General features: G+C 61.7%; 25 protein-coding genes. 11 read left to right on the top strand and 14 right to left on the bottom strand.

All coding sequences use genetic code 11. The features are described 5' to 3' along the window. The first annotated feature begins 113 nt into the window (after nt 1–113). The gene (locus K5Q02_RS15585) at nt 114–1046 is read left to right on the top strand and encodes a helix-turn-helix transcriptional regulator (protein ID WP_225832005.1); all 933 of its coding nucleotides are present in this window, start codon (nt 114–116) and stop codon (nt 1044–1046) included. Here the strand turns inward: K5Q02_RS15585 and nhaA are convergent. Continuing rightward, complete coding sequence (gene nhaA, locus K5Q02_RS15580; protein WP_225832004.1) at nt 1043–2410, bottom strand: Na+/H+ antiporter NhaA; 1368 nt, start codon at nt 2408–2410, stop codon at nt 1043–1045. The two genes, K5Q02_RS15585 and nhaA, sit on opposite strands and share 4 nt — an antisense overlap. A gap of 319 nt (nt 2411–2729) precedes the next feature. Between nhaA and dusA the strand changes: the two genes are divergently transcribed. Then, nucleotides 2730–3740, top strand: coding sequence for a tRNA dihydrouridine(20/20a) synthase DusA (gene dusA / locus K5Q02_RS15575; protein WP_225832002.1), 1011 nt, complete (start codon nt 2730–2732; stop codon nt 3738–3740). A gap of 92 nt (nt 3741–3832) precedes the next feature. Continuing rightward, entirely contained in the window at nt 3833–4759 is a 927-nt protein-coding gene (gene tal, locus K5Q02_RS15570; RefSeq protein WP_225832000.1) for a transaldolase, read from the top strand. A gap of 61 nt (nt 4760–4820) precedes the next feature. Here the strand turns inward: tal and rssC are convergent, their stop codons facing one another. Together rssC and rssB are read right to left on the bottom strand one after the other, a co-directional pair. Further along, nucleotides 4821–5306, bottom strand: a complete 486-nt coding sequence (gene rssC / locus K5Q02_RS15565) for an anti-sigma factor antagonist RssC (RefSeq protein ID WP_042554198.1) — start codon at nt 5304–5306, stop codon at nt 4821–4823. Nucleotides 5307–5314: 8 nt separating this feature from the next. Then, nucleotides 5315–6499 (bottom strand): two-component system response regulator RssB, encoded by a 1185-nt coding sequence (gene rssB, locus K5Q02_RS15560; protein ID WP_225831998.1) that lies wholly within the window; start codon nt 6497–6499, stop codon nt 5315–5317. A 208-nt stretch (nt 6500–6707) separates the two neighbouring features. Between rssB and K5Q02_RS15555 the strand changes: the two genes are divergently transcribed. Next, a complete protein-coding gene (locus K5Q02_RS15555) occupies nt 6708–7007 on the top strand; it encodes a PilZ domain-containing protein (RefSeq protein ID WP_225831996.1) in 300 nt (99 codons plus the stop codon). A gap of 95 nt (nt 7008–7102) precedes the next feature. Here K5Q02_RS15555 and K5Q02_RS15550 read toward each other — a convergent pair whose 3' ends face one another. Further along, nucleotides 7103–7762 carry an MlaA family lipoprotein gene (locus K5Q02_RS15550; RefSeq protein WP_442963928.1) on the bottom strand — a complete coding sequence of 220 codons (660 nt, stop codon included), beginning with the start codon at nt 7760–7762 and terminating at the stop codon, nt 7103–7105. 266 nt (nt 7763–8028) lie between these two features. Here K5Q02_RS15550 and K5Q02_RS15545 point away from each other — a divergent pair, with 266 nt between their 5' ends. Further along, complete coding sequence (locus tag K5Q02_RS15545; RefSeq protein ID WP_225831992.1) at nt 8029–8712, top strand: HAD family phosphatase; 684 nt, start codon at nt 8029–8031, stop codon at nt 8710–8712. 100 nt (nt 8713–8812) lie between these two features. Continuing rightward, nucleotides 8813–9079, top strand: coding sequence for a DUF4404 family protein (locus K5Q02_RS15540; protein WP_225831990.1), 267 nt, complete (start codon nt 8813–8815; stop codon nt 9077–9079). Nucleotides 9080–9134: 55 nt separating this feature from the next. Here the strand turns inward: K5Q02_RS15540 and queF are convergent, their stop codons facing one another. The 3 genes from queF to K5Q02_RS15525 all read right to left on the bottom strand — a co-directional run bounded on the left by queF (nt 9135) and on the right by K5Q02_RS15525 (nt 11102). Continuing rightward, the gene (gene queF / locus K5Q02_RS15535; RefSeq protein ID WP_225831988.1) at nt 9135–9962 is read right to left on the bottom strand and encodes an NADPH-dependent 7-cyano-7-deazaguanine reductase QueF; all 828 of its coding nucleotides are present in this window, start codon (nt 9960–9962) and stop codon (nt 9135–9137) included. Nucleotides 9963–10029: 67 nt separating this feature from the next. Continuing rightward, on the bottom strand, nt 10030–10728 hold the full coding sequence (pyrF, locus tag K5Q02_RS15530) for an orotidine-5'-phosphate decarboxylase (RefSeq protein ID WP_225831986.1): 699 nt from the start codon (nt 10726–10728) through the stop codon (nt 10030–10032). Between the two features lie 140 nt (nt 10729–10868). Then, nucleotides 10869–11102 carry a DUF1127 domain-containing protein gene (locus K5Q02_RS15525; RefSeq protein ID WP_225831983.1) on the bottom strand — a complete coding sequence of 78 codons (234 nt, stop codon included), beginning with the start codon at nt 11100–11102 and terminating at the stop codon, nt 10869–10871. A gap of 96 nt (nt 11103–11198) precedes the next feature. Between K5Q02_RS15525 and K5Q02_RS15520 the strand changes: the two genes are divergently transcribed. Beyond that, complete coding sequence (locus K5Q02_RS15520) at nt 11199–12053, top strand: LysR substrate-binding domain-containing protein (protein ID WP_225831981.1); 855 nt, start codon at nt 11199–11201, stop codon at nt 12051–12053. On the opposite strand, the gene K5Q02_RS15515 is transcribed toward K5Q02_RS15520, so the two are convergent. After that, nucleotides 12043–12798, bottom strand: a complete 756-nt coding sequence (locus K5Q02_RS15515) for a sulfite exporter TauE/SafE family protein (RefSeq protein ID WP_225831979.1) — start codon at nt 12796–12798, stop codon at nt 12043–12045. The genes K5Q02_RS15520 and K5Q02_RS15515 overlap by 11 nt on opposite strands. A 106-nt stretch (nt 12799–12904) precedes the next feature. On the opposite strand from K5Q02_RS15515, the gene K5Q02_RS15510 reads away from it, so the two are divergent. Next, nucleotides 12905–13870 carry a LysR family transcriptional regulator gene (locus tag K5Q02_RS15510; RefSeq protein WP_225831977.1) on the top strand — a complete coding sequence of 322 codons (966 nt, stop codon included), beginning with the start codon at nt 12905–12907 and terminating at the stop codon, nt 13868–13870. A gap of 75 nt (nt 13871–13945) precedes the next feature. On the opposite strand, the gene exaC is transcribed toward K5Q02_RS15510, so the two are convergent. Then, nucleotides 13946–15466, bottom strand: a complete 1521-nt coding sequence (exaC, locus tag K5Q02_RS15505) for an acetaldehyde dehydrogenase ExaC (RefSeq protein ID WP_225831975.1) — start codon at nt 15464–15466, stop codon at nt 13946–13948. A 277-nt stretch (nt 15467–15743) separates the two neighbouring features. On the opposite strand from exaC, the gene K5Q02_RS15500 reads away from it, so the two are divergent. Continuing rightward, nucleotides 15744–16196 (top strand): hypothetical protein, encoded by a 453-nt coding sequence (locus tag K5Q02_RS15500; protein ID WP_225831973.1) that lies wholly within the window; start codon nt 15744–15746, stop codon nt 16194–16196. A gap of 331 nt (nt 16197–16527) precedes the next feature. Further along, nucleotides 16528–18147: a malate dehydrogenase (quinone) gene (gene mqo, locus K5Q02_RS15495; protein WP_225831971.1), complete on the top strand. Its 1620-nt coding sequence runs from the start codon at nt 16528–16530 to the stop codon at nt 18145–18147. Between the two features lie 114 nt (nt 18148–18261). Here mqo and K5Q02_RS15490 read toward each other — a convergent pair whose 3' ends face one another. Next, nucleotides 18262–18990 (bottom strand): amidotransferase, encoded by a 729-nt coding sequence (locus K5Q02_RS15490; RefSeq protein WP_225831969.1) that lies wholly within the window; start codon nt 18988–18990, stop codon nt 18262–18264. 224 nt (nt 18991–19214) lie between these two features. Here K5Q02_RS15490 and K5Q02_RS15485 point away from each other — a divergent pair, with 224 nt between their 5' ends. Continuing rightward, entirely contained in the window at nt 19215–19481 is a 267-nt protein-coding gene (locus K5Q02_RS15485) for a PepSY domain-containing protein (protein ID WP_042554119.1), read from the top strand. Between the two features lie 424 nt (nt 19482–19905). Here K5Q02_RS15485 and K5Q02_RS15480 read toward each other — a convergent pair whose 3' ends face one another. The 4 genes from K5Q02_RS15480 to K5Q02_RS15465 form a co-directional block, all read right to left on the bottom strand. Continuing rightward, complete coding sequence (locus K5Q02_RS15480) at nt 19906–20793, bottom strand: AEC family transporter (RefSeq protein WP_225831967.1); 888 nt, start codon at nt 20791–20793, stop codon at nt 19906–19908. A 167-nt stretch (nt 20794–20960) separates the two neighbouring features. Further along, nucleotides 20961–21758, bottom strand: coding sequence for a transglutaminase family protein (locus K5Q02_RS15475; RefSeq protein WP_225831965.1), 798 nt, complete (start codon nt 21756–21758; stop codon nt 20961–20963). Next, a complete protein-coding gene (locus K5Q02_RS15470; protein ID WP_225831962.1) occupies nt 21755–22705 on the bottom strand; it encodes an alpha-E domain-containing protein in 951 nt (316 codons plus the stop codon). Before K5Q02_RS15470 ends, K5Q02_RS15475 begins: the two co-directional genes overlap by 4 nt. A gap of 2 nt (nt 22706–22707) precedes the next feature. Further along, nucleotides 22708–24117, bottom strand: coding sequence for a circularly permuted type 2 ATP-grasp protein (locus K5Q02_RS15465; RefSeq protein ID WP_042554116.1), 1410 nt, complete (start codon nt 24115–24117; stop codon nt 22708–22710). Between the last annotated feature and the right edge of the window lie 10 nt (nt 24118–24127).

The raw sequence follows: 24127 nt of genomic DNA, 5'->3' as shown, positions 1-24127 counted from the left end.
CCACCCACGGCAACTATCGCACCCAGACGGGTTCATCATCGTACAACTGCTTGCCAGAGCCCTCCGCCAACGGCCAATATGTTGCGAAAGATTCTTAACCCGAGAGCTGGTAGATGTCTTCACTGAGTCGAGTTCCTACCTACTTAATGCAGCAGCGTAGCGAGCTGACGGACTTCTACATCCGCGATAAAAAGGGCCGTCGTGCAGAAACCGCGCCCCATCGTCACGAATACTTCCAGATCCAGATCAATCTCGGTGGCGACACCGTTCAGCACATCGGCAACGTCGAGCGGCCTTTTCCGCGCAACACCCTGGCGTTCATCCTGCCCCATCGGGTGCACGTGATTCCCCATCCGCCGGAAAGCAGCTTCATCGTCATCAACTTTTCGCAGACCTTCCTGCTGCCCCATCTGCAATGCGACCCGATGGATCTTGAAGACGTTTCCATTCTGCTCGCACCGGAGCTGTCGCCCTTCCGCTTTCAGGAATATCTGGATTTCACCCTCGACGACGAGCACTTCGCCCGGGTCTGCGCCCTGATCGCGCAGATGCGCGAGCTGGACGTCAGTCGCCAGTTCGGCGTGCGGGAAATCCTCAAGGGCCTGATGCTGCAGATGATCGGCCTGGTGTGCATGCTCTACGCCGAACCACTCAAGCAACTGGCGGAAAGCAACGCCGCTCAGGCGAGCCGCCGTGATGCGCTGGGGCGGATGTCCGAATACCTGCGGCGCAACATCACCGACCCGGATCTGAACCTGAAGAAGGTCGCCGCTGCCACCTACTTGTCGCCCAGCTACCTGACCCACTGGCTGCGCAAGGAAGTTGGCAAGACCTTCAGCGACATGGTGCTGGAGCGGCGCATGCACGCCGCCCGCAACCACCTGCTCAACGGCAGCAAGCCGGTGGGCGAAGTGGCGCGGCTATGCGGCTTCGCCGACGAGGCCTACTTTTCGCGGCGTTTCCGGCAAATCCACGGTTTGCCGCCCGGCCAGTTCCGCCGCCAGCAACTGGATCCGGACACGCCGCAGATCCCTTTCGCCGACTAGCCCCCGCTGGTAACCCGAGCGCTGCGCAAGCCGCGCACGTAGAGCACGCCCCAGGCCAGCCCGACCAGCGCCGACGCCAGCGAGCCCAACAGCACGCCGAGCTTGGCGGCGCCCAGCAGGTTGGCATCGCTGAAGGCCAGGTTGGCGATGAAGATCGACATGGTGAAGCCGATCCCCGCCAGCAGGCCGATCAGCGTCACGCCGCGCCAGGACACATCGGCCGGCAAGCGGCAGATACCGAGCTTGACCATCAGCCAGCTGACGCTGATCACGCCAATCGGTTTGCCCGCCAGCAGCGCGATGGCCACGCCCATCATCACCCAATGCGAGGTGCTCTCGGACAGGTCGACACCGCCCAGGCTCACACCGGCATTGGCCAGGGCGAACAGCGGCATCAGGCCGAAGGTGACCCAGGGATGCAGAGCCAGCTGTACACGCACCACCGGTGGCAACAGCTCACGCTGGGCAAGGCGCAGTTCACGCAACGACTGCGCCGCTTCGTTGGAGGCCACGGCAGTGCCGCTGTCATCTTCCAGTTCACGGGCGATTCGGCCAACCGTCGCGCGCGGCAGTTCGCGGGTTGGCAGGCAGATGACCGGCGTCATCAGGCCGAGAATCACCCCAGCCAGGGTCGGGTGAGCACCAGTCATCAGCAGGCCACCCCACATCAGCGCGCCAGGCAGCACATAGACGTAGGCCGAGCCGATGCCGATGCGTTGCAATCCCAGCACCACCAACCCGCCGACACCGGCCAGGGCGAAGCCGCTGTAGTTGAGCCCGTCCGAATAGAACAGCGCGATCAGAATCACCGCAATGACATCGTCGATCACCGCCAGGGTCAGCAGGAAGATGCGCACACCGGAAGGAATGCCCTTGCCCAGCAAGGCCAGCAGCCCGACGGCGAAAGCGATGTCGGTAGCGGCCGGAATCGCCCAGCCGTGCAGCCCGGCGCCTTGATAATTGAGGCTGGCATAGATCAGCGCCGGCATTATCACGCCACCGCAGGCCGCAGCGATCGGCAACGACGCCTGACGCAGATCGGCGAGCGCGCCGTCGTGCATCTCACGGCGAATCTCCATGCCGACGACCAGAAAGAACAGGGTCATCAGGCCATCGTTGATCCAGAAATGCAGGGACTGGGAAAAGCCGAAGCTGCCGAAGCCAAAGGACACCGGCGCATGCCAGAGCGCGTGATAGCTGTCGGCATAGGGCGAATTGGCCCAGATCAGTGCGGCAGCGGTGGCGAGCAACAACACTACGCCACTGAAGGCTTCACGATGGAGAAGACTGCGAATGAACGCGAAGACGCACTCAGCCAAATGCTGGGCGCGGGGAAGATCCTGACGAGACGGGCGCGATTTCATGGGCGAACGGGCTCCGCGCGGCGGCCCGACCAACGCAACTGAACCTGTCTCACCGCACCATGCGGCTAACACCCGAGCGCCATCCTACACAGTGAGTGGACGCTGGCACCAGCCCATTTGCAGACAATTCGCGCTGTGCGTCCCGTGATCAGCAGCCCGCCATTTTCGAGCTGACAACGCCGCCATCTAAGGGCAAACAACCGACCGACAACCGCAATCAGCGCACTTTTCTTGGTAAGCTGCGCGCCTTTTCGACCCGTCCCGATATCCCCCCTCGGATTCAGGCGAGCCAAGCAAAACTCAGCGTATAGAAACCCGAATGCACCCTGAAACCGCTACCACGCCCGTCATTACACGCCCCGAGCCCTCCCGCCGCTTCTCCGTGGCGCCGATGATGGATTGGACGGATCATCATTGCCGCTATTTTTTGCGCCAGCTGTCGCAGCACGCGCTGCTGTATACCGAAATGGTCACCACCGGCGCGTTGTTGCATGGCGATACCCAGCGGTTTCTGCACTACGACGAGACGGAGCATCCACTTGCGCTGCAACTGGGCGGCAGCAACCCCGCCGATCTGGCAGCCTGTGCGCGGCTTGCTGAGCAGGCGGGCTACGACGAGGTCAACCTGAATGTCGGCTGCCCCAGCGACCGGGTGCAGAACAACATGATCGGCGCCTGCCTGATGGCCCATCCGGCGCTGGTGGCCGACTGCGTCAAGGCGATGCGCGATGCGGTGAGCATTCCCGTGACGGTCAAGCACCGCATCGGCATCGACGGGCGTGACAGCTACGAGGCGCTTTGCGATTTCATCAGCCAGGTGCGTGACGCCGGTTGCCGCAGTTTCACGGTGCATGCACGGATCGCCATTCTTTCCGGCCTGTCGCCCAAGGAGAACCGTGAGGTGCCGCCGCTGCGCTACGACATCGCCGCGCAGTTGAAGCAGGACTTCCCCGAGCTGGAGCTGGTGCTCAACGGTGGGATCAAGACCCTGCAGGCCTGCCAGCAGCACCTGGAGACCTTCGATGGCGTGATGCTCGGCCGCGAGGCGTACCACAACCCTTACCTGCTGGCCGAGGTCGACGGGCAGTTGTTCGGTAGCGAGCGGCCACCTATCAGCCGGCAGGAAGCCATGCAGGTCATGCGCCCCTATATCGAACGGCACATGGCTGCCGGCGGCCTGATGCACCACGTCACCCGCCATATGCTCGGCCTGGCGCAGGGCTTTCCGGGGGCTCGCCGCTTCCGCCAGTTGCTTTCTGCGGACATCCACAAGAGCGATCAGCCGCTGGCCATTTTCGACCAGGCTGCCGAACTTCTACAGGGCCGCTAACGGGTCGCCGAAAGCGACCTGTTGTGCCACCAGTTGAGCACTACATGATGCTCAGGTAAGGTCATGGCACCGCGAATCGACAAGGCCCCGCCATGACCTCCAAGCTGGATCAACTCAAGCAATTCACCACCGTGGTTGCCGACACCGGTGACATCGACGCTATCGCCCGCCTCAAGCCGGTGGACGCCACCACCAACCCTTCCCTGCTGCTCAAGGCTGCCGCCCTGCCGCGTTATGCCGAGCTGCTCAAGCAGGCGGTCAGTGCCAGCAAGGGCGATGTCGATCTGGCCAGCGACCGTTTCGGCGTGACCGTTGGGCGGGAAATTCTGCAGGTAATTCCGGGGCGCATCTCCACCGAGGTGGACGCCCGTCTGTCCTTCGACACCCAGGCGACCCTGGCCCGTGCCCGGCGCTTGGTAGAGCTGTATGAAGAAGCCGGCGTCACCCGCGAGCGCATCCTGATCAAGATTGCCGCCACCTGGGAAGGCATCCGCGCTGCCGAGCAGCTGGAAAAGGCTGGCGTGCAGACCAACCTCACCCTGCTCTTCTCCTTCGCGCAAGCGCGCGCCTGCGCCGATGCCGGCGCCTTCCTGATCTCGCCGTTCGTGGGCCGTATCTACGACTGGTACAAGAAGGCCGAAGGCCGCGATTACATCGGCGCCGAAGATCCGGGCGTGCAGTCGGTGGCGCGCATCTACGACTACTACAAGGCCAACGGCCACAAGACCGTGGTCATGGGTGCCAGCTTCCGCAACATCAGCCAGATCGAGCAGTTGGCCGGCTGCGACCGCCTGACCATCAGCCCGGAGCTGCTGCAGCAACTGGCCGACGACAATGGCCCCCTGCAGCGCAAGCTCAGCGCGGAGATTTCCGGGCAGAGCGAAGCGCACATCGGCGAGAGCCAGTTCCGCTGGGAAATGAACGAAGACGCCATGGCCACCGAGAAACTCGCGGAAGGCATCCGCCAGTTCGCCCGTGATCAGGAAAAACTGGAAAAGCTGCTGACAGCCAACATCTGAGCCTGAAATGAAAACGGGGCGCCGACTCTATCGGCGCCCCGCTATCGGCAGCAGTCAGCGATCAGGGATGCTGTTCGAGGGCGCTGACAAGGTCATGGAAGGCCGCGCGGTTCGATTCGTTCAAGCCCATCAGAATCCGGTGCGCTTCCAGCACGCGAGCGCGCACTACGTCCTCCGACTGATCCTGCGACGGCAGATCGGCCAGACAGTCCGGGCACTCGTAGGGCTGGTTGATGATGTTGAACACCTGATCGAAGCCCATCGACTGCAACAGACGGGTGATGTCGGCGTGGGTGGTCACCACCGTTGGCAGCAGCCCAACCTTCTGCCGCGACAGAATCGATAGCTTGGCCAACAGCCCTAGTGTGGTGCTGTCGATACTGCGCGTTTCCGTCAGGTCGATGACGATGGCGGAGAAATTCAGCGCGGTGAAAATCTTTTCGATCGTGGAGTCCAGCGCCGAACACAAGGTCAGGCGCACTTCACCGATGAACTTCAGGACGAAGGTTCCGTCCTGCTCGGCAAACTGGATTCTACCGGGGCTTATCCCAGGATTCATGCAAGGTTCCTGCTTAACACCAGCAAGGCGATATCATCCGGCATCTCCGCCAGATTGGCCAGTCCAAACACGCTGCGCAACCCGTCCAGGGTTCCACCTGCTTCGCTCACCAATTTCGGTAGCAAGGCTTCTTTTTCCTGCAGGGTGTCGCCGTCCAGCAAATCGAGAATACCGTCCGACAACAGAGTCAGGCTGAACGATTCCGGAAGGTCGATCACCAGATCGATGTAATCGGCTTCCTTGAACAGGCCGACGGGCAAACCGCGGCCTTCCAGATAATGGGCTTCGCCGCCGCTGTACATCACGGGCAGCGGCAGATGGCCGCCGATGCTGTAGGTCAGACGATTGGTCTCTTCGTCGATCACCCCGCCGAGCATGGTCACGTGCTTGCCCAGCTTGCAGTTGATCAGGCCACGATTGATGTGACCAAGCACGTCAGACGGTTTGAACTCCGGTAACAGACCATTGCGGCGCCACTCATAGAGCAAGCGCGTGGTCATGAACTTGAGCAGCACGGTGACGAATGCCGAAGAGGCGCCGTGACCGGAAACGTCCGCCAGATAGAACGCCACACGCCGCTCGTCGACACGGAAGTAATCGACGAAATCGCCCGAGAGATAGAGCGAGGGAATGATTTGATGGGCGAAGGATAGCCCTTCGTTTTCCCAGGGCGTGACGGGCAGCATGTTCATCTGCACCTGACGCCCGGCGTTCTGGTCTTCCTGCAGCAGGTGCAGGCTGGCCTGCAGCTCGCGGTTGGCGGTTTCCAGCTTTTCCCGGTAGCGCTCGTTCTCCTGGCGCAGATGCACACGATCCAGCGCACGGCGTACCGAATGCTCGAGCACGGCGAGGTCTTCGAGAGGCTTGATCAGGTAATCGGCGGCGCCGAGGCGCAAGGCTTCGACCACATCGGTCATCACCCCGGCACCGGAGACCACGATGATCGGCGCGGAGATTTCCAGGGCATTGATCCGACGGATAAGCTCGAGACCATCGACCTGGGGCATGCGCAGGTCGCAAATGACCAGATCCGGTCGTTCGCGCTCGAACACTTCGAGACCTTGCGAGCCGTTGCCGGCGAGCAGGATGTTGAAGCCGCTGTCTTCCAAGTAGGCTGCAATACTGGCGCGGACGACTTCGTCGTCATCGATCAGCAGCAACGTGGCACTGGTTTTGTGCATGGGGTGTCCAGGCAAACTGCGCCGGGGATGGTTAGCGTAAACGCAGCCAACAACCTGCGCGGGTACACGGTTCGCGTCAAGGCGCAGACGGTACTCCCATCCTCAGCACGATTCAACAGGTGCCGTTCGCCGCCGAGCGACTTTACACCTGAAATCAGTGAGGGTTATAAGAACCGCAGCAGAGCCCTACCATAACGAGGATAGCTTGATGAGCCAAAGTGATCGTGATTACGAGGAAAAGCGCGATTACATTCGCATGCGCCTGGAAACCCAGGTAACGCTCCACTATGGCGGTCAGGCAATCCCGGCGCTGTGCCGCGATCTGTCGAGCACCGGCATGCAGCTCGAGGCGCAGTGCCACGTGCAGGTTGGAGACAAGGTGCGGGTGTTGATCCCTTCCGGGCACGACGAACTGAAGGGGCTGGAAACCGAAGCGGAAGTGGTGCGGGTAACCGACCAGGAAGGCGGCCGACAAATTCTCGGACTGGCCGTGATATCGATGAACTGAAACACGTTGTAACGCGATGGAGCCCACCTCCATCGCGTCGCTACGCTTCCTGCCTTCGAGCGTGACTGCCTGCTCTCGACATCAGCGTCTTGCCATCAAAAATCGTCTTCGACCTCGCCATCACGCACGCGGAACTCACGGTTCTGCAGGTAGGCGTTACGGATGAAGATGTACTTGTCGCCGCTGATCATGCGTTCGGCATCCAGCAGGCTGGCACGGGCGTCGACCACGTTGATGCCACGAATGACGTTTCGGCTCGGCACGTGATCCATATACGGGTAAGGGGTCAGCAAGCTGTCCGGAATCTTGCTCGGCGCATCGCGCAGCGAGCTCGGGCCGAGCAGCGGCAGCACCAGATACGGGCCGCTGCCCACGCCCCAGACGCCGAGGGTCTGGCCGAAGTCTTCATCGCTGCGCTGCAACCCCATGCGGCTGGCCACGTCGAAGAAGCCGAGCGCGCCGATGGTGGTGTTCAGCAGCAAACGGCTGGTATCCACGCTAGCATCGTGAGCCTTGCCCTGCAGCAGGTTGTTGGCCAGGTTGCCGACATCGCCCACGTTGCGGAACACGTTGTGCACGCCGGTCTCGAGGAATTGCGGCGTTACGGCCTGGTAGCCTTGAGCCAGGGGCTTGAGGGCGTAGGTATCGACGGTATCGTTGAAGCGGAAGACAGGGCGGTTGAACGACTCCCAAGGGTCTTCCGTCGCCGCCTGGCTTGCCAGCGGCAGCACCATCAGGCCGGCACAGGCCAGCATTCGCCCGAAGCTCCCGATCCAATCCGATCCAATCAAACGCATTACTGTTCTCCTAGGCTAATGAGCACGGTCTCTCCGGCAGCAGCGGCGTAGTATAAGGCCGCGAGCGGGCAATAGGCAGAGCACCGATACGCAGCCACCCTACCCGACCCTGAGCCACTTCACATCACTGACGTTTACCGGGCGTCGGGCCGCTCACTGCCGTCATGCCATCGTCATATTGGCTTGTCATGGTAAGCGCGATAATAGCCAGGGAACGACATCGCATGCCGCAGCCAGCGCTCTCCGCAGTTACCCCCTCCTTCACCGCCGTCCTGTTCGGCCTGTCCGGCTGCCTGGTTGATTTCGGAGCCCGCAGCGCGTCGTTGGCCGGCACTCGCCACCTGACGCTGATTCGTGAAGCCGGCGGCCCGGCGCGCGCACTCGAAGCCGCTAACCCGCGAGAGCTGGAGAGCTGCGCCGAACCGACGCCTGGCGCCTTGGCAACCCTACGCAGCCTGCGTGAACAACGCGTGCCCTGCGCCTGGCTGGACGAACTTCCCGAAACCCTCGCCATGAAACTGACGAGCCAGCTACCCGAATGGCTGGTCGCCTCTCCAGCCTGCTCGCAGCGCAGCTGGCCGGCACCTGATGCCTGCTGGCAGGCGTTGAGCACGCTGCAGATCGATCGCCTGGATGGCTGCGTACTGGTTAGCGGTGAACCTCGCCTGCTGCAGGCGGGCCTGAATGCAGGCTTGTGGACGGTCGGGCTGGCCGCCTGCGGATCCCTGGGCGGCCACGCCCTCTGCGACTGGGAAATACTCGATGCAGCGCAGCGTGATCGCCTGCGCGCAGATGCAACCCTGGCGCTGTACCGGCTCGGTGCCCATTCGGTGATTGATCAGCTGACCGACCTGCCCGCCTGCCTGGACGATCTGCAGATCCGCCGCAGCAAGGGCGAGAAACCCTAGGGCGCAATGGCGCAGGCGAGATTATCCTGAAGACGAAGTAATGACCTTTCGTCATGACGCATGGTCAATTGTCTTGCCTATCAAGAAAGGGAGAATCTCCATGCCTGCGAACCATCTGCAGCAGCAACTGGAAGAGCTGCACAAGCAACTGGCGCAGAATCCGCCGGTAAACGAGGAAGACCGCGAGTCGCTTTCGCTGCTGGCTCGTGACATCGAACTGCAGCTGGCGGCTCAACCAGTGACCACACCTGATGCCTCGCTGGTCGATAGCGTCAATCTAGCCGTGGAGCGCTTCGAAGTGAGCCATCCAACCCTGGCTGGAAGCCTGCGCAATATCATGCAGAGCCTCGCCAACATGGGTATTTGACGCCAACGCCGCAAATAAAAAACCAGCCTCTTCAGGCTGGTTTTTTATTAATTGCTTACTGCCTGACCAGACGCCGATTGTCCGGCAACTGCGCCAACGTGGTTCGATAGGGATTGATATCGAGCCCACCGCGGCGTACATACCGTGCATAGACGGTCAGGTACTCCGGCTGCAGCAAGCGCTGCAAATCCAGAAAGATGCGTTCCACACACTGCTCGTGAAAATCGGCGTGCTGACGGAAGCTGACTAGGTACGCCAGCAGGCTCGCCGGCTCTAGCGCTGCACCGCGGTACTCGACCACCACGCTGCCCCAATCGGGTTGACCGGTTACCGGGCAGTTGGACTTGAGCAGATGACTGTGCAGGCTCTCCTCGACGATGCGCGATGCGTCGCAGGCCAGCAACTCGGGACGGGGCGCCTGGTAATCGCTGATGCTGATGTCCAGGTCGTCGATGCAGGTTCCCGGCAACACCGCCAGACCGTCCTGCGCCACTTCGCTCAGGCTGCGCACACGCACGCCAACGGGCTTGCCGGCAGTAGCGGACAAATCCTTCTCGAGCACGCTCACCAATTCGGCCTCACTGGCGAACACCGACTGATTCAGCGAGTTGAGGTAGAGCTTGAAGGACTTCGATTCGATGATGTTCGGCGAGTCGGCGGCAATGCTGAATTCACCGATCGCCACCACCGGCTTGCCGGACGGCAGCAGCCAGGACAGCTCGAAGCAGTTCCAGTAATCCACGCCACGATACGGCAGGGTGTCTGCGCTCAAACCGAGTTCGGCCCACTTGGCCGCTCGCGGGATGGGAAACAGCAGTTCGGGCGAATAGGTGGCGATGTACTCGCTGCTCTTGCCTAGCGGCGAATGTTCCACGGAATGCATGACGGTTTACCTGCAAGGCAATGGGTGCGGCGGCTTGATCGCCGCCGTACAGGAATGGATGGGCCGATCAACCCAGCTCGGCGACCAGCTTGGCCAACGCGGCAGCCGGATCGGCGGCCTGGCTGATCGGGCGACCGATCACCAGATAATCCGAGCCGGCGTCCAGTGCCTGACGCGGCGTGAGAATGCGGCGCTGATCGTCCTGCGCGCTGCCGGCTGGACGGATACCCGGCGTGACCAACTGCAGCGCCGGTTGCGCTGCCTTGAGCGCAGGCGCTTCGAGGGCCGAGCAGACCAGGCCATCCATACCTGCTTTCTGGGCCAGCGCAGCCAGGCGCAGCACCTGTTCCTGAGGCTCGATATCCAGGCCAATACCGGCCAGATCCTCACGCTCCATGCTGGTCAGCACGGTCACGCCGATCAGCAGCGGTACTGGGCCGTTGAACGCATCCAGCGTCTCGCGGCAGGCGCTCATCATGCGCAGGCCACCTGAACAATGCACGTTGACCATCCACACGCCCATTTCTGCGGCAGCCTTGACGGCCATGGCAGTCGTGTTGGGGATGTCATGGAATTTCAGATCGAGGAACACATCGAAGCCGCGCTCGCGCAGCGTGGCGACGATATCCGACGCACAACTGGTAAACAGCTCCTTGCCCACCTTGACCCGGCACAGCTTGGGATCGAGCTGATCGGCAAGCGCTAGCGCAGCCTCTCGGGTCGGGAAATCCAGGGCGACGATGATCGGGGTCTGACAAACGGACATGGGGCAATTCTCGAGCGAGCCAAATTCGGCGCGCATTGTAGCGCAAGCTGCCGCCAAGTGGCGCTGTACTGCCATTGCAACAGCACAGCGCCCTTGCCGCCCATCGCGCGCGACAATCGCCAGCACAGACGACGAAAGCCCTACTTTCCAAGCGGGTCATGCCAGAACGGCTGGCCGACTTCGCGCAGTATTTCGCCACGATTCAAGCCCAGGTCTTTCAGTGCGGCATCACTCAACATAGCCAGTTGCCGCCGCTCACGCGCCAGCTGCCGCCAACGCAGAATACGGGCCATCAGGCGAACCAGCCGAGGCGCCAATTGCCATTCCAGCCGTTTTGTAACACCACAATCTGCACATGCCTTGTGACTGTTCATCTGATCGCCCTCCGGTTGAATTGGCGTCAGTCTCCAACTGGCGTTACGATCAATCCAACGAATGTTTCTTATGCATTACATCTCGGAGATTGATGGATGGCGCACTACCCCACGATCGACAGTGAATTGCTGCGCACCCTCGTCGCCATTGCCGATCACGGTGGTTTCACACGAGCAGCCGAAGTGGTTAATCGCACGCAATCGGCAGTCAGCATGCAGATGAAGCGCCTGGAGGAGGATGTGATTGGTCGAGCACTGTTCCTACGCGAGGGACGCCAGGTAACCCTGACAGCAGAAGGCGAAGTCCTGCTGGGCTACGCGAGACGCATTCTGCAACTGCACACCGAAGTACTCAGTACGCTGCGCGAGCCGCATATGGTCGGCAGCCTGCGCATCGGCACACCGGATGACTATGTCATGCGGTTCATGCAGGGCATCCTGAAGCGCTTCGCACAAACCTACCCACTGGTGCAGGTCGAAATGCATTGCGAGCCCTCATTCGCACTGCTGCAACGCCAGGATCTTGATCTGACTATCGTCACCCGTGAACCCGGGATGGAAATCGGCCAACTGCTGCGCCAGGAACACCTCGTCTGGGCTCAGGCGGCTGACGCGCATTTGCACGAACTCGATTCGCTGCCTCTGGCAATGTTCAACAGCCAGTGTTTCTGCCGCTCATGGGCGTGCAATGCACTGGATGCGCAGTCACGCAATTATCGTATCGCCTACAGCAGCCCCAGCCTGTCGGCAATCATGGCCGCGGTAAGTGCCGGGCTAGCGATCACCGCACAACTGCGCAGCCTGGTCACACCGGACCTACGCATTATTGGCCATGCTGAAGGCATGCCAGAACTGCCGATGGCCAACGTTATGTTGCTGCGCAATGAGAAAACCAGCTCCCCCGCCAGCGAAGCACTGGCAGAGCAGGTGCTTGAGGGCTTCAGGCTTTGATGCCGAGCATCAGCGCACAGACCAGCAGAAATATGGTGAACAGCACCCGCAGTTGGCGCTCCGGCAAGGCATGCGCCAGGCGCACGCCCCAACTGATGCTGAGCAGCCCGCCGATCGCCAAGGGAATGGCCAGAACCCAGTCGACATGACCATGCACGGCGTAGGTCGCCAGGGTCACGCCAGTACTGGGCGCAGCCAGGGCCAGTGACAAGCCCTGCGCCACCACCTGGGAGGTACCGAACACGCTGGTGAGAATCGGTGTGGCGATAACCGCCCCGCCCACACCGAACAATCCGCCAAGCAGGCCGGAACCGCTACCCAGCACCGCCAGCCACGGCCACGGGTGGCGCAACTGTCCGGAGGCCGCTGGCGGCCGCAGGAACATGCGCAGCAGGTTGTAGAAGGCCAGAGCCACCAGAAACGCAACGAACGCGATACGCATCGACTCAGGGTCAAGATTGACGGCCCAGCCCGCGCCGAACAGCGCGCACACAAAACTGCTCAGAGCCAGCGCCAGGGCATGGCGCAGATCGATCCGATTGCGCTGGTGGTAGCGCCATAGCGCCAGCAGCACGTTGGGAACCACCATCACCAACGCGGTGCCCTGGGCCAGCTGCTGATCCAACCCAAACAGCACCCCGAGCACCGGAATCGCGATCAAGCCCCCACCGATACCGAACAGCCCGCCTATGGTGCCCAGCAGCAAGCCAAGTACGATATTGAGGGCGAATGCGAGCAGATCCATGGGGCAGTCCTTGAGCGAGGTGCGCGCATCGTACCCGCTGCCAACTGGCGGGGTAACGCACAGCCCGGCACAATGGCTGTGCGAATCACGCAAAGCGGGAAAATCGATGAATCCAGATACCCTGACCGACCAACTCAGCCTGTTCCTCGACGTGCTGGAGAGCGGCAGCTTCTCCGCCGCAGCCAGGCTGCATCCCCTTACGCCCTCGGCGGTGTCACGACGCATCGATGCGCTGGAGCGCTCGCTCGACTGCAGCCTGTTCAGCCGCAGCACCCACGCGGTGCGCGCAACGCCTGCGGGCCTGGCCTTTGCTGAACGGGCCAGAAGGATTCTCGCCGAGCTGCACCTGGCGCGCGCCGAAGCGGTATCGCTGAGCAGCGCCCCCGAAGGCCTGATCCGTATCGATGCCCCTGCCCCGTTCGGCCGCCGCCACCTGGCCCCGGCTATTGCCGACTTCCTGACCGCCTACCCGGGACTCGACGTGCAACTGCGGCTGATCGACAGCTTCATCGACCTGCACGGCGCTCACCTGGGCGAAGTGGATCTGGTGCTGCGCATCGGGCCGCTGGCCGACACACGCTTGGTCGCCACGCCACTGGCACCGATGGTACGCGTGGTCTGTGCAAGCCCGGCCTACCTGGAACGCCATGGCGTGCCGCGTACACCTGCCGAGCTGCTGGAGCATGACGGCCTGGACTGGGATGGCCTGGCACCCGCCTATGCCTGGCGCTTCGAGCACCAGGGCAAGCTGGCGATGTTCCGCCCCCGGCGCCTGCGCATGACTGCCAACAATGCCGAAACCCTGGTGTTCAGTCTGCTCGCCGGCCTCGGTGTGGCGCACCTTCCAACCTGGCTGGTCAGTGAATACCTGGCCCGCGGCGAACTGGTCGCGCTGTTTTGCGAGAACGGCCTACCGCCCCCGGAACCCAGCGGCATCTATGCCTTGCGACTGGAGCGCGATACCGACTCCCGCAGCCGTCTACTGCTGGAGTTTCTGAAGAACCGCTTCGGGCCGATTCCACCCTGGGATATTCCCCTGCAAAGCAGCTTGCAGCGCGGCGCCGGCAACTGACACAAAAAACGCGGCCGAGGCCGCGTTTTCACGATTGCTGGTGTTACGTCCAGCGGCTGGCGCTGGACACCCGGCTCAGAAGAAGCCCAGCGGGTTGATGTCGTAGCTGATCAGCAGGTTTTTGGTCTGCTGATAGTGGTCGAGCATCATCTTGTGGGTTTCGCGCCCGACCCCGGACTTTTTGTAGCCGCCAAAGGCAGCGTGCGCCGGGTACAGGTGGTAGCAGTTGGTCCATACACGGCCGGCCTTGATGCCGCGACCCATGCGGTAGGCGCGGTTGATGTCGCGCGTCCACACGCCAGCGCCCAGGCCGAACTCGGTGTCGTTGGCGATGACCAGGGCTTCGGCTTCGTCCTTGAAAGTGGTCACGCCGACCACCGGGCCGAAGATTTCCTCCTGGAACACGCGCATCTTGTTGTTGCCCTTGAGCAGGGTTGGCTGGATGTAATAACCACTGGCCAGGTCGCCTTCGAGTTTCTCGGTGGCTCCGCCGGTGAGCAGCTCGGCACCTTCCTGCTGGGCGATCTCCAGGTAGCTAAGGATCTTGTCGTACTGCTGCTGGGAGGCCTGGGCACCGACCATGGTCTCGGTATCCAAAGGGTTGCCGCGCTTGATGGCCTTGATCTTCTTCATCACCTCGACCATGAACGGCTCGAAGATCGACTCCTGCACCAGCGCACGGGACGGGCAGGTACACACCTCGCCCTGGTTGAAGAAGGCCAGCACCAGACCTTCGGCGGCCTTCTCGATGAACGTCGGCTCAGCCTGCATGATGTCTTCGAAGAACACGTTCGGCGACTTGCCGCCCAGCTCCACGGTGCTTGGGATGATGTTGGCGGCGGCGCATTTCATGATGTGCGAACCAACCGGCGTGGAGCCGGTGAAGGCGATCTTGGCGATACGTGTGCTGGTGGCCAGCGCCTCACCAGCTTCACGGCCGTAGCCCTGGACGATGTTGAGCACGCCCGGCGGCAGCAGATCGCCGACCACTTCGGCGAACAAGGTGATCGACAGCGGCGTCTGCTCGGCGGGCTTGAGTACCACGCAGTTGCCCGCAGCCAGGGCCGGAGCCAGTTTCCAGGCGGCCATCAGCAGCGGGAAGTTCCAGGGGATGATCTGCCCGACCACACCCAGCGGTTCGTGGAAGTGATAGGAGGCGGTGTGTTCGTTGATCTCTGCCGCGCTGCCTTCCTGGGCGCGGATGCAGCCAGCGAAGTAACGGAAGTGGTCGGCGGCTAGCGGCACGTCGGCGTTGAGCGTTTCGCGCACGGCCTTGCCGTTGTCCCAGGTTTCCGCGACGGCGAGCAGTTCGAGGTTGGCTTCGATGCGGTCGGCGATCTTCAGCAGAACCAGCGCGCGATCCTGCACCGAGGTTTTGCCCCAGGCATCGGCGGCGGCATGGGCGGCGTCCAGGGCCTTGTCGATGTCCTTGGCGTCGGAGCGAGGGAATTCACCGATCACCGAGGCATCCACCGGGCTGGTGTTGGTGAAGTACTGGCCACCGACCGGGGCGACGAATTCGCCACCGATGTAGTTGCCGTAGCGCGGTTTGAGGGTGATGACGGCGCCTGCGGTACCGGGTTTGGCATAAATCATGTGAGTGACCTCTACTTTTTATGGATGCCTGTCCTCTGAGGCGAGAGACAAGTCTTGGTTCGATTCGAATGGCGCTTGGCGCGCCGAACGGACTTCGGCGGATGCCGATAATCGGGCAGTTTCCGCAGAGAGGCGCGGCAGAGCACGCAGTTGCCTGGCGCTATCAGGGTAGACGCTCGCTACGGCTTTCGCCGCGGCGTACCTTTGGGAAGATTCAGTGAACATTGCGCCAATCCAGCCAGTCACCTGTTCACAGTAAGAAGTCTAGGAGACGGCAATGAAAAAGCTCACGGGATCGGCACTTTTGCTCGCTGCCTTGTTCGTCACCGGCGTGCAGGCTGACGACGGTGGCCCGTCGCTGCAGGAGCAGCGCCAGCAGATCGGCGATGACATGATTCGTAACCGCACCGGTGCACCTCCGACCAGCGCAGACAGCATCAACCAGCCAGCCACCGATCAGAATCAGCAGCAACAGCCCAATCAGGTACCCGACCAGCAGGCACCGCGTAGTACGGTCAACTCACCAGCCAGACAGAATCGCGCGGCAGAACCAGCGGGCAACACGCCCAACGAGCGACAGCCGTCGAACCAGGCACCCGGTGTGCCGGCAAGTGATGGGCAGAACTCGCCGCCGATTCAAGGTGGCTCGGTAAACACGCCAGCCACGCCGAGTGCACCAGGAGCCGCTGGCAGCTCAGGTGGATCGGCAACAGGCGGAGCGAGCAATTAGGCGAGAATCCGCCAAACCGAGCGCATTTCTGGCGAATCAGGGGCGGGAAATCGCCACCTGATTCACAGAAATGTGACAAACATATTGATACAGATCACTAGTTCATTGACCTGCACCCTTTCCGGCATCGGTTTTGCTTACTGCCCGCCGCCTGCGACGAAAGCGCGCACTTCAAGGTAAATCACCCGGCGTTTCAAAAAATCACCGGGACTGACCGGTTTCGCAGAACGGAACCTGGCAGCACGCAACAGGCGATGCAGCTTCGCTACCCAAGGCTGTACCAGAGTCGGTCGTGCCGCCATGCAATCACATTAATGAAATGGTCTGTCTAATGAAAAAACTCCTGCTGTCCCTACTGTGCTTGAGCGCGCTCGGCTGCGCCAAGCAGCCTGAACCGGAAAAATCCGTGGACGTCCTGCTGATCGGCGGGGGCATCATGAGCGCAAGCCTCGGCACTTACCTGAACGAGCTGGAGCCGACCTGGAAGATCGACCTTTATGAGCGCCTGCCTCAGGTCGCCAGTGAAAGCTCCAATCCGTGGAACAACGCCGGTACCGGTCACTCGGCCCTCGCCGAGCTGAACTACACCCCGGAAAAGGCCGATGGCAGCATCGACATCAGCAAGGCCGTGGCGATCAACGAGTCGTTCGAGATTTCCAAGCAGTTCTGGGCCTATCAGGTCGACCAGGGCGTTCTGAACAATCCGAAGTCGTTCATCAACAACGTGGCGCACATGAGCTTCGTGTGGGGCGACAAGAACACCGAGTTCCTGAAGAAGCGCTATGACGCGCTGCAACACAGCTCGCTGTTCCGCAACATGGAGTTCTCCAACGACCCTGCGCAGATTGAGCAGTGGATTCCGCTGGTAATGGAAGGCCGTCAGCCGGGCGAAAAACTAGCCGCCACCCGCGTGCAGACCGGCACCGACGTGAACTTCGGCGAGATCACCAATCAGCTGCTCGATTCGCTGTCGCAGAAGAACGACGTGTTCAACGTCCATGTGCAGCATGAAGTGCGCGACATCACCCGCGCCGACGACGGCACCTGGAACGTCACCGTGGCCGACCTGGCCAACGACGAGAAGCTGAGCACCGTCAACGCCAAGTTCGTGTTCATCGGTGCCGGTGGTGGCGCCCTCAAGTTGCTGCAGAAGTCCGGCATTCCGGAAGCCGACGGCTATGCCGGCTTCCCGGTTGGTGGCTCCTTCCTGGTGACCCGCAATCCAGAAGTGGCAGCTCGTCACCAGGCCAAGGTCTATGGCCTGGCTTCGGTCGGTTCGCCGCCCATGTCGGTTCCGCATCTGGATACCCGTGTCATTGATGGCGAGAAAGTCATCCTGTTCGGGCCATTCGCGACCTTCTCCACCAAGTACCTGAAGAACGGTTCGCTGCTGGACATGTTCGGCACCATCACCACCCACAACATCTCGCCGATGGTCAATGCGGGCATCGACAACTTCTCGCTCAGCACCTACCTGATCGGTCAGTTGATGCTCAGCCAGGAAGACCGCATGCACTCGCTGCGTGAGTACTTCCCGCAAGCGCAAGACAAGGACTGGGAGCTGGTACAGGCCGGTCAGCGCGTGCAGATCATCAAGAAAGACCCTGAGCTGGGCGGTATCCTGCAGTTCGGTACCGAAGTGGTCAGCTCCGAAGACGGCTCCATCGCGGCCCTGCTCGGCGCTTCGCCAGGCGCGTCTACCGCTGCGCCGATCATGCTTCACCTGATGGAAAAAACCTTCAAGGACAAGATCAAGACCCCAGAATGGCAGGCCAAGCTGAAGGAGATCATCCCCTCCTACGGCCAGACCCTGAACAACAACCTGGAACTGACCAACAAGACCCGTGCCTGGAGCAGCGAGCGTCTGCAACTGACCTACGTCGAGGTCAAGCCAGAACAGCAACAGGCTGAAGAACCAGCCGAGGTCGAGGCACCAGCCGAAGCCCAGTAACACCTCTGAACGGGCGCCTCCACGCAAGGCGCCCTGCAGAAACGAAAGCGGCCCTTCAAGGGCCGTTGTCGTTTCTGCAATTTGAAGCTCAGCGCACCAGCCGGAGTTTCAGGCTCACGCCGGCTCGGCACTGCGCCCGTTGGCGATGAAACGCAGCATCCACTCGCCGACCGTACGCCCGTGGTGGTCTTCGTGCAGGCTATCCACGGCCACGCGGTACACCGAATCGCCAATGTGTTGCTGGCGGATATCGAGCAATGCGCGCGAGTACTCGGGCACAAACTCCGGGTGTCCCTGGAAGCACAGCACCTGATCGCCGATGCGGTAGGCAGCATGGGCGCAGAATGGGCTGGAAGCCAGCAAAGTGGCATTTTCCGGTAGGCGGGTGACCTGATCCTGATGGCTGATCAGCAAGGTCACTTCCTCCAGCGATGGCGTCATCCACTCCGGTTGCTCGGCCAGTTGATAACGATGGATACCCACACCCCAGCCACCACTCGCACGCTCGGCCTTACCGCCAAGCAGCAGCGCCAGCAACTGGTGACCGAAACAGATACCGAGCAGCTTGTCACCGGCCTGATAACGCTCGAGCAGGTAAGCCTTGAGAGTCTCGATCCACGGATCGGTGGCGAATGAATCAGCCTTGCTACCGGTGACCAGATAGGCGTCGAAACGCGAGCCAGCCGGCGGATAGTGGCCGTTCATCACGTTGAATACATGAAAGCTCGCAGCAATAGCCTGGCCGGCGAAAAGACGTTCGAACATCCTGCCGTAGCCCTGATACTGATCGACCAGCTCGGGGCGCAGGATGTCGGTTTCCAGAATGCAGATCTGCAACGACATGGGCGGTACCTGAAAAGAATGATGACGCAGCTAAAGCGTGCCTGCGCCCGCCGATCAAGGCAAGAGGCCGAGTGCCGTTATCAGCGCCCTGTCAGCGACCTCGACTGCCATACAGACGAATCGCTGAGCGCAAAGAGTTTCCCTGAACCACAAGCGCAGCGACACACTCCAAGCTTCAACGCCTGAAAACGGGCGTAACCTTCCCGAAGAAAAGGAGTTTTACGATGCTCAAGAAGACCCTGACTGCCCTCACCGCTGCCGCTGCCCTGAGTGCCGGTTTCGCCATGGCCGATCGTCCTGGCGCTGACTGGATCAGCATCGAGCAAGCCCTGAGCAGTGCCAAGCAGGCTGGCTTCACCCAGGTTCACAAGATCGAAGCTGACGACGCCGGTTACTGGGAAGGCGAAGGCACCAAGCAGGACAACCGCCTGTACGAATTTCGTATCGACGGCAAGTCGGGCAAGGTCATCCGCGAGCAGCTGGATAACTAAGCTGACTTAGCATGAAAAAACCGGCCTTATGGCCGGTTTTTTGTAGGTTAATCACTCTATCCAAGGCGTCCTGACGAACGGTAAACGTGGATTTTCAGAGAAGCATCGACCCGCGCGGCCTCTGGCGCAGGGGTATCCGAAAGAAGCAAAGGGTTCCATAACTGTGCGGCACTCTCCGGCGCTATGTTAGGAACCAACTGATATAAAAAAACAGAACATCCGCTCTACAGTGAAGACATGCACCGCCGGGTCTTGCCGGGGTGATTACTGGGGACGCGGCACTCACCGGCCCACACGACAACAATCAAAAAGGTAACGGCCATGTTCAAGACGCCCAAATTCCGTCAGGCGGGACTAATCCTCTTTGCAACTGCGGTGCTGTTGATCCTGCCCAACATGAGCAGAATGATCGGCTGATACACAGTCAGTTAACCAGCGGCATCCACCAGGCCAGAATCAGCGGCAGCAAGCCGATTGCCAGTACGGTCGAGCACATCACCAGACTGGCGACCTGTTCGGGCGAGCGATTGGCACGCACTGCAAACAGGTAGTTGAATACCGCGACCGGCATCGCCGATTGCACCACCAGAACAGCGTGAGTCAGCGGCTCCAGCGCCAGCGCGGCGCCGATCCCCCAGCCAACCCCTGCCCCCAACAGAATGCGCAACCCACCCAGCATCAGCCCAGAACCCAGGTGATGCAGGCGAATGCTCGCCAGCGAAACGCCAAGGGTCAGCAGCATCAATGGTATCGACATACCGCCCAGCAGGCTGACGGTATTGTCCAGCCAGCGTGGCAGTTGCAGATCGAAGAAAATCATCGGCAGCGCTAGCAGCAGGCTGATCATGATCGGGTTACGCAGCAGATCGCGTACCGATGCCGCATTGCCCGACAACGCAATGCCCACGCTGAACTGAAAGATCGAAAGGGTCAGAAAGAAGGCCACGGCCAGGGCTAGACCGTGCTCGCCGAAGGCGTAGAGGCTGATCGGCAGCCCCATATTACCGGTATTGGGAAACAGGAAGGCAGGCACCAGCACCTTCCACTCCTGCCGGAACAACCGGCTACACAGCCAGCCAAACAGCCCCATGCAACCGGTCACCAGCACGCAGCCCAGAGCCATGCTGGTGAACGCCGTGGGGTCGAGATCGGCACGGCTTAACGTCGCCAGCACCAGGCTCGGCGTGCCGATGGTCAGCACCAGCCGGGCGATGAATTCCGTGGGGTAGCTCTGGCCACTACGAGCCCAAGCGTAGCCAATGCCGGAGACGATGACCACGGGCGCCAGTACAGCGAACAGCTCGGCCAACATGGCCATTCCCCTTGGGCAAAGGGTGCATCCTAGAAGCGATGAGTGACTCATCGCAAGTCGTACAAGTGCTAACTGACATCAACACCGTGCTAGTGGAGCGCGAGGCTGCGAAGCATGGCTACGGATCGAAGGGGCAGGCCGGCAATCAGCCCCCTGCCCTCACGGGATTACTGTTCCTGAGCGAGGATCAGCGGCTCCACGTCGACCCGCGCCATCATCCTCTCACCACCACCGCCACGGCGCATGCCGCGTACCGGGCAGGCATCGAGGTAATCCAGCCCCACTGCCAGTTTCAGGTGGCGCTCTGGCCGCGCCAGGCAGTTGGTCACGTCGAAGCTGTACCAGGCGCCATCCAGCCAGGCTTCAGCCCAAGCGTGGCTGGCCAGATGATCACGGCTGTCGGTGAACAGGTAGCCGGACACATAGCGCGCCGGAATGCCAAGGCTGCGGGCGCAGGCAATGAAGGCGTGGGCGTGATCCTGGCAGACACCTTGGCGGCCAGCGAAGGCCTGTGCAGCGCTGGTCTCCACCTCGGTGACGCCTGGCAGGTAGCTGATATGGCCGTTGAGGCCATGCATCAGATCGATCAGGGCACTGCGGTCACGTCGTCGCGCGCACTGCACGGCAGCGAAATCACGCAGCGCCTCGTCGGCTTCGGTCAGCCGCGTGAAACGCAGGAATGGAAAGGCAGACTGGCTTTCGTGCTCGGCGTCGCTGGACTCGTCAATCTCCACCTGGCCGCGGGCGCCGATGACGATCGATTCGTGAGGCTCGTCCAACGTCAGCACGTGCAGGATGTTGCCGTACGGGTCTCGCTGCGCACGCACCGGGCGCGGCAGATCAAGCTGCCAGCTGAGTACCTGCTGGCGTTCGCTGTCATGGGGCGTGAGGCGCAGGTACTGGATGCTGGCACGTACCTGATCTTCGTAGTGATAGGTGGTGTTATGGCGAATGGACAGTCTCATGCGACCTCCAGATAGGACGTGTGAATGACGCGACCGAGATCGTGAACCTGCCCGATGAAATCGGTCAGCCAGGCGTGCAGGCCCTCTTCCAGCACCTCGTCGATGCTGGTGTAGCGCAACCGTGCGTCGAGTTCGGCGGCCAGGCGTTGTGCCGGTCGGCCGTTCTCGCCAGGCAGGTTGGCGAGCATCAGGTACAGCTCGTCCATACAGGCGCGTAGTGAACGTGGCACCTCGGGACGCAACAACAGCAATTCGGACACTTTGCGCGCGCTTGGAGAGCCTCGGTAAACCTCGGCGAACGCCTCGAACGACGACAGGGCGCGCAGCAAGGCACTCCACTGGTAGTAGCTATGCGCCGGACGGCCGTCGACCTCGTCGATGTCCTCGCCCAGCAGCTCGTAGCGCGAATCGAGCAGGCGCAAGGTGTTGTCGGCGCGCTCGATAAAGGTGCCGAGGCGGATGAAGCGATAGGCTTCGCCGCGCACGATGGTGCCGAAAGTGGCACCGCGAAACAGGTGCGAACGCTCCTTGACCCACTCGCAGAAGCGATTGATGCCGTAGCGCCCCAGGCCCTGATCGGCGATACCGCGGATCTCAAGCCAGGTCGCGTTGATGTTCTCCCACATATCCGCAGTAATGCGCCCGCGTACTGCATGGGCGTTGCTGCGCGCCGCGCCGAGGCAGCTGTAGATGCTGGCCGGGTTCTGCGCATCCAGCGCGAAGAAGTGCAGCATGCGCTCGGCATGCAGGGCACCGTGGCGCTCCTGATACTCCTCCAGCGTGCCGGTGATCAGTAGCGGCATCGCCAGTTCGTCCAGGCCGTCGCGTCGGCCGTCCTGGGGCATCAGTGACAGCGAGTAGCTGCCATCGAGCATCCGCGCGAGGTTCTCGGCACGCTCCAGGTAGCGGGACATCCAGTACAGATCGGAGGCAGTTCTCGATAGCATGCTCAGTCCTCCACTATCCAGGTGTCCTTGGTACCGCCGCCTTGCGACGAGTTCACCACCAGCGACCCCTCACGCAGGGCCACACGGGTGAGCCCACCGGGCACCAGGCGGGTTTCCTTGCCGGATAGGACGAAGGGACGCAAATCGATGTGCCGCGGCGCGATGCCGTTCTCGACGAAGGTCGGGCAGGTCGACAGGCACAGGGTCGGCTGGGCGATGTACGCCTCCGGCCGGGCAATAAGGCGCAGGCGGAACGCTTCGATCTCCGCCTTGCTGGCAGCCGGCCCGACGAGCATGCCGTAACCGCCGGAGCCCTGGGTTTCCTTGACCACCAGATCCTTGAGGTTGGCCAGTACATGGGACAGCTCGCTGGGCTTGCGGCATTGCCAGGTCGGCACGTTCTTGAGGATCGGTTCTTCGTCGAGGTAGAAACGGATCATCTCGCCGACGTAGGGGTAGATCGACTTGTCGTCGGCCACGCCGGTACCGATGGCGTTGGCCAGTACCACGTTGCCGGAACGATAGGTAGACAGCAGGCCGGGCACGCCGAGCATCGAGTCGGGATTGAAGGCCAGCGGATCGAGGTAGGCATCATCGAGGCGGCGATAGACCACGTCGACCTGCCTGGCGCCCGAGGTGGTGCGCATGAACAGCTTGTCGTCGCGCACGAACAGGTCGGCGCCCTCCACCAGCTCCACACCCATTTCACGGGCCAAAAAGGCGTGTTCGAAGTAGGCGCTGTTGAAACGCCCCGGCGTCAGCACCACCACCGTCGGGTTATCCAGCGGGCTGGAGGTCTTCAGGGTGTCGAGCAGCAGGCTCGGATAATGATCGATAGGGGCAATGCGCTGGTTGGCGAACAGCTCGGGGAACAGACGCATCATCATCTTGCGGTCTTCGAGCATGTAGCTGACACCGCTGGGCGTGCGCAGGTTGTCCTCGAGCACGTAGTAGGTGCCATCGCCATCACGAACCAGATCGACGCCCGCGATATGTGCATACAGGTCGCGGTGCAGGTTCAACCCCTGCATCGCCATCTGATAGCCCTCGTTGGCCAGCACCTGTTCGGCAGGAATCAGCCCGGCCTTGATGATGCGCTGGTCGTGGTAGAGGTCGGCGAGGAACATGTTCAGCGCCTGCACCCGCTGGATGCAGCCACGCTCGACGATCCGCCACTCGCTGGCGGGAATGCTGCGCGGAATGATGTCGAAGGGAATCAGTCGCTCGGTGCCCTGATCGTCACCGTAAAGCGTGAAGGTAATACCGGCGCGGTGAAAAAGAAGATCCGCCTCGCGGCGTCGTTGCGCCAGCAATTCCTGGGGTGTATCTGCCAGCCAGCGGGCAAAAGCCTGGTAATGCGGACGACATGCGCCATCCGCCAGGTGCATCTCATCATAAAAGGTGCGGGCCATGCCGTACTCC

It is taken from the genome of Pseudomonas sp. MM211 (assembly GCF_020386635.1).
GTDB lineage: Bacteria > Pseudomonadota > Gammaproteobacteria > Pseudomonadales > Pseudomonadaceae > Aquipseudomonas.
Note: the sequence above shows the minus strand (reverse complement) of the source record. Positions and strands in the feature narration are given on the sequence as shown.